The sequence below is a fragment of the Pseudomonas sp. H3_D04 genome, assembly GCF_054669175.1.
Genome location: NZ_CP162801.1, coordinates 5805320 through 5818038, shown reverse-complemented (window position 1 = coordinate 5818038; position 12719 = coordinate 5805320). Strand labels below are relative to the sequence as shown.

Below are 12719 nucleotides of genomic sequence, written 5' to 3'. Positions count from 1 at the left end.
CTGTGGATAGATCGCTACAAGCCTTTATATTCAATATGTACAGCGATTCAAAACCCTGTGGTCATGTACCAAGGAGGCCCTTGGATAACCGGTTTAAGCCTGTGGATGAAAGGGATGGTTATCCACAGGGGCGGTTATCTTCAGTTTTCACGCCCTGTTATCAACTGCCCTTAGTGGCACTTACTCACAGGGCTTAATCCACAGATAAATGCTGATCGAGCAAATTCCGGACACGGAAAATCCGCTCAAGCAGAAAGAATCTGCTCGGCACTGGAGGAAATTTAAGGCAAGGGAGGGAACAGACAGGCGCGAACGGCCTGTCTGTGAATATCGGAAGGACTATTTACCGATGCAGAAGCTGGAAAAAATACGTCCCAGCAGATCATCCGAGCTGAATGCGCCGGTGATCTCACCCAAAGAGTGCTGAGCCTGGCGCAAATCTTCCGCCAGCAGCTCACCAGCACCCGCCAGAGTCAACTGCGCACGGCCATGCTCAAGGGATGCGCTGGCGTGTCGCAACGCATCAAGGTGACGCCTGCGTGCACTGAAGCTGCTTTCCGAAGTCTGCTCGTAACCCATGCAGGCCTTGAGATGTTCGCGTAGCAATTCCAGCCCCATACCGCCAGATTTGGCACTAAGGCTGATGGTGACGTGGCCATCGTCACTGACTTCCAGGGCAATCGCTTCTCCCGTCAGGTCAGCCTTATTACGGATCAGCGTAACTTTTGCCGGATCCGGGCGGATTTCAAGGAACTCCGGCCATAACGCAAACGGATCAAGTGCCTCAGGAGCGGTCGCATCGACCACCAGCAACACCCGATCTGCTTCGCCGATGGCTTTCAACGCCCGCTCGACGCCGATTTTTTCCACCTGGTCATCGGTATCCCGCAGACCGGCGGTGTCGACCACGTGCAACGGCATGCCATCGATGTGGATATGTTCGCGAAGAATATCCCGGGTGGTGCCGGCAATCTCGGTCACGATCGCGGCTTCTCGACCGGCCAAGGCATTCAGCAGGCTGGACTTGCCGGCATTGGGTCGGCCGGCAATGACCACGGTCATCCCGTCGCGAAGCAAGGCACCTTGCCCGGCTTCACGAAGCACTGTGGATAATTCATCGCGCACTTTGTCGAGCATGGCCAGTACGTGGCCGTCGGCCAGGAAGTCGATTTCTTCTTCCGGGAAATCGATCGCAGCCTCGACGTAGATGCGCAGGCCGATCAACTGCTCGGTGAGGTTATGCACACGCAAGGAGAATGCGCCTTGCAACGAACGCAGTGCATTTCGCGCAGCCTGTGCAGAACTGGCCTCGATCAAGTCGGCAATGGCTTCCGCCTGGGCCAGGTCGAGCTTGTCGTTGAGGAAGGCGCGTTCACTGAATTCTCCTGGCCGAGCCAGACGACAGCCCAGTTCCAGACAACGTTTGAGCAGCATATCGAGAACAATCGGCCCGCCGTGCCCCTGCAGTTCAAGCACATCTTCGCCGGTGAAGGAGTTCGGTCCCGGAAAATACAACGCGATGCCTTCGTCCAGCACCTCTTCGTTTTCGTTGAGAAACGGACCGTAGTGGGCAAATCGAGGTTTCAATTCCCGACCGCTGATCGCCCTGGCAGCAATGCTCGCCAACGGCCCGGAAATACGGACGATGCCCACACCGCCGCGACCTTGAGCGGTGGCGACAGCTGCGATGGTTTCCCGAGGAACGCTCATAAACCAGTACCCAGACAAAAGTGACAGATAGCAAAACGCCCCACTAGGGGGCGTTTTGAGTGGTTATCCACAGTGTAAATCAGGCAGCTGCTTTGGTAGCTGCTTCAACTTTACGAGTGATGTACCACTGTTGGGCGATGGACAGGCAGTTGTTCACAACCCAGTACAGCACCAGACCAGCCGGGAACCACAGGAAGAAGAAGGTGAAGATGATTGGCATCAGCTTCATGACCTTCGCCTGCATCGGATCCGGAGGAGTCGGGTTCAACTGCTGCTGGATAAACATGGTTGCACCCATGATGATCGGCAGAATGAAGAACGGATCCTTGATCGACAGGTCAGTAATCCACAGCATGAACGGCGCTTGGCGCATTTCAACGCTTTCCAGCAGAACCCAGTACAGCGACAGGAAAACCGGCATCTGCACGAGGATTGGCAAGCAACCACCCAGCGGATTGATCTTCTCTTTCTTGTACAGCTCCATCATGGCTTGCGACATTTTCTGCCGATCATCGCCATGTTGCTCTTTCAGCGCAGCCAGTTTCGGTGCCACTGCACGCATGCGCGCCATGGATTTGTAGCTGGCAGCCGACAGCGGGAAGAAAATCCCCTTGATCAGCATAGTCAGGAAGATGATCGACCAGCCCCAGTTGCCGATCAGCGCGTGGATGTGTTGCAGCAGCCAGAAGATTGGCTGGGCAATGAACCACAGAATGCCGTAATCGACGGTCAATTCCAGACCTGGGGACAACTCTTTCAGCACAGCCTGGCTTTTTGGACCAGCGTACAGAACAGCGCTGACTTCGGCTTTTGCACCTGGTGCAACGGTCACTGCCGGAGCGGTGTAGCCGATGATGTAGTTGCCTTTGCTGTCTTTACGGGTCTGGACGAGGTTGTTTTCGCCCTTCGCCGGAATCCACGCGGTCACGAAGTAGTGTTGCAACCAGGCAACCCAACCGCCGTTAACGGTTTCTTTCAGCTGAGCCTTGTCCATGTCCTTCATCGACACTTTCTTGTACGGCTCGTTACTTGTCCACAGGGCGGCGCCCAGGTAAGTCGCGGTGCCGGTGGCAGTGCTGGAAGAAGGATCGGAGCTGGCGTCACGCTTCAGCTGGGCGAACATCGCACCCGACCAAGGCTTGGCGCTTTCGTTGTCGATCAGGTAGGAAACGGTTACGTCATACAAGCCACGTTTTACGGTGAAACGCTTGATGTAGTTGACGCCGTCCTTGCTGAACTTGAGGTCCACGACCATTTGGTCCTGACCGTCAGCCAGTTGGTAGATCTTCTTCTCGGAGGAGTAAACCGGGCGACCGGCTGGACTTGCGTCCGGACCGTCGGTGCCGATCAGACCGCTCTGGGCCAGATAAGTCCGCTCGTTGCCGTTATCGAACAACTGGAATGGAATTTCCGGATGGTCCTGGCGACGTGGATACAGCGGCAACGTCAGTTGGGCAACATCACCACCTTGTGGATCGATAGCCAGGTTGAGCACATCCGTTTTGATCTGGATGAGGTCTTTGCTTACAGCCACTGGTGTTTCAGTAGGTGCAGTTGCACTGGTATCACTTGGTGCGCGTGGAATGTCGTCACTGACAGAAGCATTATTGCCAGTCGCCGTGTCCGGTAGGCCCGGTGCGGTAGTACTGGAAGCAACATTCTGAGTCGGCAGGGCAGCCTGGCCATAGTCCTGGTTCCATTTAAGAACCATAACGTAGGACACGATTGCCAGGGCGACGATCAGGATCGTGCGTTTGATATCCATGATTACTCGGCCATCGAAGAAGAACGGGAGGTAGGGATAGGCGGAACCGGGTCATAACCACCGGGATTCCACGGATGACAGCGACCTAAACGACGAAAGGTCAGCCAGCCACCGCGCAGAAGGCCATGATTTTCTATGGCTTCATACGCGTAGCAGGAACAACTGGGGTAGAAACGACAGTGACTGGCCATCAGAGGACTAATGGCATAGCGATAAAACTGGATCGGAACGAGTGCCAGTTTACGCATCGGGACTGTCTACCCCTACAGTTTCGGTTTTGACTGCTGGTACCGGCTTGCTACGTGCCAGACGCTTCCAGAGCTTGCCGAAATGCTGAATCAATTCGGGGTTTTCTACGTCACCCAAACCTTTGCGCGCGACGATAACGATGTCCCAACCGACCAGTGAATCCTGGTTCAGGCGAAACGATTCGCGCATCAGACGTTTGAGGCGATTGCGCTCGACGGAGAGCTTTACGCTCTTTTTCCCGATAACCAACCCGAGACGGGGGTGATCAAGATCGTTGTTGCGCGCAAGGAGCAGGAGATTTTTCCCCGGAACCTTGCCGGTAGGGGAGTCAAAGACTGCCTTGAAATGCCGGGGAGTAAGCAGACGCTTTTCCCGACTGAAGTCCTGACTCACCTCCAGTGCCGGATTATCAAACTGCCAGACGCGCACGACCTTTGGCGCGACGACGCGACAGGACGGCACGACCGTTCTTGGTAGCCATGCGAGCACGGAAACCGTGGGTACGAGCGCGTTTGATAGTGCTTGGTTGGAAAGTACGTTTCATTGTCGTGTTACCTGGTTCGTCCACAACGGGCCGGAATGGCCCCCGTTTTAAGAGACCGGGGATTCTAGAGAAAGCAAGCCTCTAGGTCAATTTCCAACCAGCGTTTCCTTATAAATAGATCTCCAGGCCTTTTCTCGTCCGCACGCCTTCGCTAGATATAGAAATAAAGAAGGAAGTTATTTAAAGCTTTTTTATAAAGCTTATAAAAGCTAGGGAGGCGGTCATCTGTGGATAACTACCTTCAGACCTTCTATCCCGTGCTGTACAGAGAATGACAACTACGGTGGAAAACAGGGGGCAGCCTGTGCTGCACTGTCGGATAAGCTGTGTGTGGAATGGCCAGTTATCCACAGGCGTGTTATCCACCGAGTTTCACCCCCACTTGTCCAGTGCCCTCATGGGCGGTTATCCACAGAGCTTATGCACATACCATTGGTCGCCTTTTTGGCGGTTAACGCGTTGATAATTCATGGCCTGTGCGCAACCTGCATGTGGATAAGTGGGCGTCTGGCCGCTACAATGGCCGCTTGTTTTTGCCTCACCGGCTTTCAACTTAGGGGATATCCGTGTCAGTGGAACTTTGGCAGCAGTGCGTGGAGCTTTTGCGCGATGAGCTGCCTGCCCAACAATTCAACACTTGGATCCGTCCACTACAGGTCGAAGCCGAAGGCGACGAGTTGCGTGTCTACGCACCGAATCGTTTTGTTCTCGACTGGGTCAACGAAAAGTACCTGGGCCGCGTCCTTGAACTGCTGGATGAGCATGGCAATGGCATCGCGCCCGCGCTCTCCTTATTAATAGGCAGCAAACGCAGTTCGGCACCGCGTGCGGCACCAAATGCACCGTTGGCCGCCGCTGCTTCCCAGGCTCAGGCCGCTCAAGCGCCTGTCAGTGCTCCAGCGCCAGCCCCGGCGACCGCACCGACCAAGCGTGCGACGCAAAAAGTGGCGGAGGTCAGTGAAGAGCCGTCTCGCGACAGCTTCGACCCGATGGCCGGCGCCAGCTCGCAACAGGCTCCTATTCGGTCCGAGCAGCGCACGGTGCAAGTCGAAGGCGCGCTCAAGCACACCAGTTACCTGAACCGCACGTTCACCTTCGAAAACTTCGTCGAGGGTAAGTCCAACCAGCTGGCCCGGGCTGCGGCCTGGCAGGTCGCGGATAACCCCAAGCACGGTTACAACCCGCTCTTCCTTTATGGCGGCGTCGGCTTGGGTAAGACTCACTTGATGCATGCTGTGGGTAACCATCTATTAAAGAAGAACCCGAATGCCAAGGTCGTGTACCTGCACTCGGAGCGATTCGTCGCCGACATGGTCAAGGCCCTGCAGCTGAACGCGATCAACGAGTTCAAACGCTTCTACCGTTCGGTGGATGCGCTGCTGATCGATGACATTCAGTTCTTCGCTCGCAAAGAGCGGTCCCAGGAAGAGTTTTTCCACACCTTCAACGCCCTGCTTGAAGGTGGCCAGCAGGTCATTCTTACCAGTGACCGCTACCCGAAAGAAATCGAAGGCCTTGAAGAGCGCCTTAAATCCCGCTTCGGCTGGGGCCTGACGGTTGCCGTCGAGCCGCCGGAGCTGGAAACCCGCGTCGCGATCCTGATGAAAAAGGCTGACCAGGCCAAAGTCGATCTGCCACACGATGCGGCGTTCTTTATTGCCCAGCGTATCCGCTCCAACGTCCGTGAGCTGGAAGGCGCGCTTAAACGCGTGATCGCACACTCGCACTTCATGGGCCGCGACATCACCATCGAGTTGATTCGCGAATCCCTGAAAGACCTGTTGGCGCTGCAAGATAAATTGGTCTCTGTGGATAACATTCAGCGCACGGTCGCCGAGTACTACAAGATCAAGATTTCCGATCTGCTGTCCAAGCGTCGTTCTCGCTCGGTCGCACGTCCGCGTCAGGTTGCAATGGCGTTGTCCAAAGAGTTGACTAACCACAGCCTGCCAGAAATCGGCGATGTGTTTGGTGGCCGCGACCATACGACCGTTTTGCACGCCTGCCGCAAGATCAACGAACTTAAGGAATCCGACGCGGACATCCGCGAGGACTACAAGAACCTGCTGCGTACACTGACTACTTGATGAACACCAGCGCAGCTTATTAAGGCAAGGGACTAGACCATGCATTTCACCATTCAACGCGAAGCCCTGTTGAAACCCCTGCAACTGGTCGCAGGCGTCGTCGAGCGCCGACAGACCTTGCCGGTGCTCTCCAACGTGCTGCTGGTTGTCGAAGGCCAGCAACTGTCGCTGACCGGTACCGACCTGGAAGTCGAGCTGGTCGGTCGTGTGCAACTCGAAGAGCCTGCGGACCCGGGTTCCATCACTGTGCCTGCGCGCAAGCTGATGGACATCTGCAAGAGCTTGCCGAACGATGCGCTGATCGACATTAAGGTCGATGAGCAGAAGCTCGTCGTGAAGGCCGGTCGTAGCCGCTTCACCCTGTCGACCCTGCCGGCCAACGATTTCCCTACGGTCGAAGAAGGCCCTGGCTCGCTGACTTGCAGCCTGGAGCAGAGCAAGCTGCGTCGTTTGATCGAACGCACCAGCTTCGCCATGGCCCAGCAGGACGTGCGTTATTACCTGAACGGCATGCTGCTGGAAGTGTCCGAAGGCATCATCCGCGCCGTGGCCACCGACGGTCACCGTCTGGCGATGTGCTCGATGAAGGCCGATATCGGTCAGCCGGATCGCCATCAGGTCATTGTGCCGCGCAAAGGTATCCTTGAACTCGCGCGCTTGCTGACCGAGCCGGACGGCATCGTCAGCATCGTGCTGGGTCAACACCACATCCGCGCGACCACCGGCGAGTTCACCTTCACTTCGAAACTGGTCGACGGTAAATTCCCTGATTACGAGCGCGTTCTGCCAAAAGGCGGCGACAAGCTGGTACTCGGTGATCGCCAAGCCCTGCGTGAAGCATTCAGCCGCACTGCGATCCTGTCCAACGAGAAGTACCGCGGTATCCGACTGCAATTGGCCAACGGCCAGCTGAAAATTCAGGCGAACAACCCGGAGCAGGAAGAAGCTGAAGAAGAAGTCGGCGTCGAGTACAACGGCGGCAATCTGGAAATTGGCTTCAACGTGAGCTATCTGCTCGACGTGCTGGGCGTGATGACCACCGAGCAGGTTCGCCTGATCCTGTCCGACTCGAACAGCAGTGCGCTGGTGCAAGAGTCCGACAACGATGACTCGGCCTACGTTGTCATGCCGATGCGTCTGTAATCATGCTCAGCAGAAGCTAGATGTCTTTAAGTCGCGTCTCGGTCACCGCGGTGCGTAATCTGCACCCGGTGACCTTCTCCCCCTCCCCCCGAATCAATATTCTTTACGGCGCCAACGGCAGCGGCAAAACCAGTGTTCTGGAAGCCATTCACCTGCTGGGGCTTGCCCGTTCGTTTCGTAGCACCCGATTGTTGCCGGTCATTCAGTACGAGCAACTGGCATGCACGGTGTTTGGGCAGGTTGAATTGGCCGAGGGTGGCCATAGCGCGTTGGGGATATCTCGAGACAGGCAGGGCGAGTTTCAGATTCGCATCGATGGCCAGAACGCTCGCAGTGCGGCGCAACTGGCGGAGATCCTGCCGCTTCAGTTGATTAACCCGGACAGCTTCCGCTTGCTGGAAGGCGCACCGAAGATTCGTCGGCAGTTTCTCGACTGGGGTGTGTTCCACGTGGAACCGCGATTCATGTCCACCTGGCAGCGCTTGCAGAAGGCCCTGCGCCAGAGAAACTCTTGGCTGCGGCATGGTACACTTGACGCCGTTTCGCAAGCGGTTTGGGACAGGGAACTGTGCCAGGCCAGCGCTGAAATAGATGAATACCGCCGCGCTTACATCAAAGCCTTGAAACCAGTCTTTGAACAGACCTTGAGCGAACTGGTTGAGCTCGAGGGTTTGACGCTCAGCTATTACCGCGGTTGGGACAAGGACCGGGAGTTGAGTGCTGTGCTCGCCGGGTCCCTTCAGCGGGATCAGCAAATGGGTCATACCCAAGCCGGACCACAACGTGCTGATTTGCGCCTTAGGTTGGGTGCACATAACGCCGCGGACATCTTGTCCCGTGGTCAGCAGAAGTTGGTGGTCTGTGCATTGCGGATTGCCCAAGGGCACCTGGTAAGCCAGGCCCGACGCGGCCAGTGTATTTATCTGGTGGATGACCTGCCGTCCGAACTGGACGAGCACCACCGTCGCGCGCTTTGCCGCTTGCTGGAAGACTTACGCTGCCAGGTGTTTATCACTTGTGTAGATCACGAATTATTGAGGGACGGCTGGCAGACGGAAACGCCAGTCGCTCTGTTCCACGTGGAACAGGGCCGTATCACCCAGACCCACGACCATCGGGAGTGAAGGCATTGAGCGAAGAAAATACGAATACCTACGACTCAACGAGCATTAAGGTGCTGAAAGGCCTGGATGCCGTCCGTAAACGTCCTGGTATGTACATTGGTGACACCGACGATGGCAGCGGTCTGCACCACATGGTCTTCGAGGTAGTCGACAACTCCATCGATGAAGCGCTCGCTGGCCACTGTGACGACATCAGCATCATTATCCACCCGGATGAATCCATCACTGTTCGCGACAACGGTCGTGGCATCCCGGTAGACGTGCACAAAGAAGAAGGCGTTTCGGCAGCCGAGGTCATCATGACCGTGCTGCACGCCGGCGGTAAGTTCGACGACAACTCCTACAAAGTATCCGGCGGTCTGCACGGTGTAGGTGTTTCGGTGGTCAACGCCCTGTCCGAAGAGCTGGTCCTGACCGTTCGCCGCAGCGGCAAGATCTGGGAACAGACGTACATTCACGGCGTTCCGAAAGAGCCGATGAAAATTGTTGGTGAGAGCGAAACCACCGGCACCCAGATCCACTTCAAACCGTCCGATCTGACCTTCAAGAATATCCACTTCAGCTGGGACATCCTGGCCAAGCGGATTCGTGAACTGTCCTTCCTCAACTCCGGTGTCGGTATCGTCCTCAAGGATGAGCGCAGCGGCAAGGAAGAGCTGTTCAAGTATGAAGGTGGCCTGCGTGCGTTCGTTGAATACCTGAACACCAACAAGACTCCGGTCAACCAGGTGTTCCACTTCAACATCCAGCGCGAAGACGGCATCGGCGTGGAAATCGCCCTGCAGTGGAACGACAGCTTCAACGAGAACCTGTTGTGCTTCACCAACAACATTCCACAGCGCGATGGCGGTACTCACTTGGTGGGTTTCCGCTCCGCACTGACGCGTAACTTGAACACCTACATCGAAGCGGAAGGCCTGGCGAAGAAGCACAAGGTCGCGACCACCGGTGACGATGCCCGTGAAGGCCTGACCGCAATCATTTCGGTGAAAGTCCCGGATCCGAAGTTCAGCTCTCAGACCAAAGACAAGCTGGTGTCTTCCGAAGTGAAGACCGCGGTCGAACAGGAAATGGGCAAGTACTTCTCCGACTTCCTGCTGGAAAACCCGAACGAGGCCAAACTGGTCGTCGGCAAGATGATCGACGCGGCTCGCGCTCGTGAAGCGGCGCGTAAAGCCCGCGAGATGACCCGTCGCAAAGGCGCGCTGGATATCGCCGGCCTGCCGGGCAAACTGGCTGACTGCCAGGAAAAAGACCCTGCCCTGTCAGAACTGTACCTCGTGGAAGGTGACTCTGCTGGCGGCTCCGCCAAGCAGGGTCGCAACCGCCGGACCCAGGCCATCCTGCCGTTGAAAGGCAAGATCCTGAACGTCGAGAAGGCGCGCTTCGACAAGATGATCTCTTCGCAAGAAGTGGGCACCTTGATCACCGCGCTGGGCTGCGGCATCGGCCGCGACGAGTACAACATCGCCAAGCTGCGTTACCACAACATCATCATCATGACCGATGCTGACGTCGACGGTTCGCACATCCGTACCCTGCTGCTGACCTTCTTCTTCCGTCAGTTGCCGGAACTGATCGAGCGCGGCTACATCTATATCGCTCAGCCGCCGCTGTACAAGGTCAAGAAAGGCAAGCAAGAGCAATACATCAAAGACGACGACGCCATGGAAGAGTACATGACGCAGTCGGCCCTGGAAGACGCGAGCCTGCACCTGAACGAGGATGCTCCGGGTATTTCCGGACCTGCCCTTGAGCGTCTGGTGAACGACTTCCGTCTGGTAATGAAGACTCTCAAGCGTCTGTCGCGACTGTATCCACAGGAACTGACCGAGCACTTCATCTATCTGCCTGCTGTCAGTCTGGAGCAATTGTCTGATCACGCAGCGATGCAGAATTGGATGGCCCAGTACGAAGTCCGTCTGCGCACTGTCGAGAAGTCTGGCCTGGTCTACAAAGCCAGCCTGCGTGAAGACCGTGAACGTAACGTCTGGCTGCCAGAGGTCGAACTGATCTCCCACGGCTTGTCGAACTACGTCACCTTCAACCGCGACTTCTTCGGCAGCAACGATTACAAAACCGTTGTATCCCTGGGCGCTCAACTGAGCACCTTGCTGGACGACGGTGCGTACATCCAGCGTGGCGAGCGCAAAAAGCCGGTCACCGAGTTCAAGGAAGCCCTTGAATGGCTGATGGCTGAAAGCACCAAGCGTCACACCATCCAGCGATACAAAGGTCTGGGCGAAATGAACCCGGATCAGCTGTGGGAAACCACCATGGACCCAAGCCAGCGCCGGATGCTCAAAGTGACCATCGAAGACGCCATTGGCGCAGACCAGATCTTCAACACCCTGATGGGTGATGCGGTCGAACCTCGTCGTGACTTCATCGAAAGCAACGCCTTGGCGGTGTCTAACCTGGATTTCTAATCCAGCAGCTGACTGCTAATTGAAAAAGGCCAACGCTCAGCGTTGGCCTTTTTTATACCTTCAAAGATGATCGCAGAGCCAAACACATCGCAAATCGCAGGCATAAAAAAACCGGCTATATCAGCCGGTTTTTTTGCGCCCGAAAAAAACTTATGCACCATTTCCGGAGTTTTATGAGTTTAAGAAATATATATATAAATCATAAAGATACGATCACAAAACGTTAATTTTCGGTAAAACGGTACACAGGTTATCCACAGAATCTCAGACAGCCACTTGATCGTTGGCCGAGGGGGCGGCTGGGGCGGCTGGCAGCGAACCCATTTCCCGCTGCATCTGCTCGTTCCAGCTCTGCACACGGTCATTCAGATCGGCAATGGCGCGCGGCCCACTGCCTACGGCGTACATCGGCTCGCCAATGATCACGGTGATGACGCCCTGCTTCTTCGCCCAACCGGTTTTCGGCCAGAACTTGCCGGCATTGTGCGCAATCGGCAGGACTGGAAGTGCGGCATTGACCGCCAATGCGGTGCCACCGCGTGAGAACTTGCCGATGGTGCCATAAGGAACGCGAGTCCCTTCGGGGAAGATCAGCACCCAGACGCCATCCTTCAGCAATTCATGTCCCTTCTTCGCCACATGCTTGAGCGCAGCTTTCGGATTGTCGCGGTCGATAGCGATCGGTCGCAACATGGCCATGGCCCAGCCGAAGAATGGCACGAACAGCAATGAGCGCTTGAGCACTTGGCTCAATGGCTCGAAGTAGGCAGAGAGAAAGAAGGTCTCCCAGGTGCTCTGGTGGTTCGACTGAATCACGCAGGGCTGGTCAGGCACGTTCTCGGCACCCCTTACTTCGTAGCTGATGCCCAGAAAGACTTTGCTCAGCCACAAGGCGCAACGGCACCAGTACACATTGATGAAGCGATACCGCGCCTTGAACGGCAGAAACGGCGCGATTAAAAAGCTCAGGCTGCACCAAAGCAAGGAGCTGGTGCCCAGCAGCAGGTAAAAGAGGAAGGTTCTGATGGCCTGCAGTATCGACATGGCGACATTTACCGTTGCGGGCACTGCCCGCCTATTCAAGCGCACTCCCGATCAATCCTTGGTCAGGAACAATCGAAGCACTCTAATTGTGGATAAGTTCTGCGGCAATCGCCGCAAGATCGTCAAAAATCAAGGTGCCCACCGGCAGGGTCTTGCCCAGAGTCTTTTCGCCTTTCCCGGTCTTTACCAAAACTGGCTGAGAGTCGACGGCTTTGGCGGCTTCCAGGTCACCAAGGGTATCGCCGACGAACCATAGATGAGTCAGCGATACGTTGTAATGAGCGGCGATGGTTTTCAACATCCCGGGTTTTGGCTTGCGGCAATCGCAGCCGTCGTCCGGCCCGTGCGGGCAGTAGACAATCAGCCCGACCTCGCCGCCCTGCTCCGCCACCAACGAACGCAAGCGCTCGTGCATAGCGTCCAGGGTAGCGATGTCGTAATAGCCGCGAGCGATGCCCGACTGGTTGGTAGCCACCGCCACCGTCCAGCCGGCCTTGCTCAACTGCGCGATGGCTTCGATCGAACCGGGGAGCGGAATCCACTCCTCCACCGACTTGATGTAAGCGTCGGAGTCGTAATTGATCACCCCGTCCCGATCGAGAATCAGCAGTTTCAACAGCAGTC

General features: G+C 56.3%; 11 protein-coding genes. 4 read left to right on the top strand and 7 right to left on the bottom strand.

Features of this window, described 5'->3' with window-relative positions:
* Window positions 1–339: 339 nt before the first annotated feature.
* The 5 genes from mnmE to rpmH form a co-directional block, all read right to left on the bottom strand.
* Window positions 340–1710: a tRNA uridine-5-carboxymethylaminomethyl(34) synthesis GTPase MnmE gene (gene mnmE / locus AB4N91_RS26735; protein ID WP_010465483.1), complete on the bottom strand. Its 1371-nt coding sequence runs from the start codon at window positions 1708–1710 to the stop codon at window positions 340–342.
* 79 nt (window positions 1711–1789) lie between these two features.
* Window positions 1790–3475, bottom strand: coding sequence for a membrane protein insertase YidC (yidC, locus tag AB4N91_RS26730; RefSeq protein WP_042932461.1), 1686 nt, complete (start codon window positions 3473–3475; stop codon window positions 1790–1792).
* A 2-nt stretch (window positions 3476–3477) separates the two neighbouring features.
* Window positions 3478–3723 (bottom strand): membrane protein insertion efficiency factor YidD, encoded by a 246-nt coding sequence (gene yidD, locus AB4N91_RS26725; RefSeq protein ID WP_010465488.1) that lies wholly within the window; start codon window positions 3721–3723, stop codon window positions 3478–3480.
* Window positions 3716–4117 carry a ribonuclease P protein component gene (gene rnpA, locus AB4N91_RS26720; protein WP_010465490.1) on the bottom strand — a complete coding sequence of 134 codons (402 nt, stop codon included), beginning with the start codon at window positions 4115–4117 and terminating at the stop codon, window positions 3716–3718. The genes yidD and rnpA overlap by 8 nt, the downstream gene beginning before the upstream one ends.
* A 16-nt stretch (window positions 4118–4133) precedes the next feature.
* Window positions 4134–4268 (bottom strand): 50S ribosomal protein L34, encoded by a 135-nt coding sequence (rpmH, locus tag AB4N91_RS26715; RefSeq protein WP_003213577.1) that lies wholly within the window; start codon window positions 4266–4268, stop codon window positions 4134–4136.
* A gap of 566 nt (window positions 4269–4834) precedes the next feature.
* Here rpmH and dnaA point away from each other — a divergent pair.
* The 4 genes from dnaA to gyrB are packed head-to-tail and all read left to right on the top strand — an operon-like array spanning window position 4835 to window position 11051.
* Window positions 4835–6355: a chromosomal replication initiator protein DnaA gene (gene dnaA, locus AB4N91_RS26710; protein ID WP_077748849.1), complete on the top strand. Its 1521-nt coding sequence runs from the start codon at window positions 4835–4837 to the stop codon at window positions 6353–6355.
* A gap of 39 nt (window positions 6356–6394) precedes the next feature.
* Entirely contained in the window at window positions 6395–7498 is a 1104-nt protein-coding gene (dnaN, locus tag AB4N91_RS26705; RefSeq protein ID WP_008155702.1) for a DNA polymerase III subunit beta, read from the top strand.
* Window positions 7499–7518: 20 nt separating this feature from the next.
* Entirely contained in the window at window positions 7519–8622 is a 1104-nt protein-coding gene (gene recF / locus AB4N91_RS26700; RefSeq protein ID WP_010465495.1) for a DNA replication/repair protein RecF, read from the top strand.
* Window positions 8623–8627: 5 nt separating this feature from the next.
* Window positions 8628–11051, top strand: a complete 2424-nt coding sequence (gyrB, locus tag AB4N91_RS26695; RefSeq protein WP_010465497.1) for a DNA topoisomerase (ATP-hydrolyzing) subunit B — start codon at window positions 8628–8630, stop codon at window positions 11049–11051.
* A 264-nt stretch (window positions 11052–11315) separates the two neighbouring features.
* Here gyrB and AB4N91_RS26690 read toward each other — a convergent pair whose 3' ends face one another.
* Both AB4N91_RS26690 and gmhB read right to left on the bottom strand, forming a co-directional pair.
* The gene (locus AB4N91_RS26690; RefSeq protein WP_010465499.1) at window positions 11316–12095 is read right to left on the bottom strand and encodes a lysophospholipid acyltransferase family protein; all 780 of its coding nucleotides are present in this window, start codon (window positions 12093–12095) and stop codon (window positions 11316–11318) included.
* An 82-nt stretch (window positions 12096–12177) separates the two neighbouring features.
* Window positions 12178–12717, bottom strand: coding sequence for a D-glycero-beta-D-manno-heptose 1,7-bisphosphate 7-phosphatase (gene gmhB, locus AB4N91_RS26685; protein WP_167362290.1), 540 nt, complete (start codon window positions 12715–12717; stop codon window positions 12178–12180).
* Window positions 12718–12719: the final 2 nt, after the last annotated feature.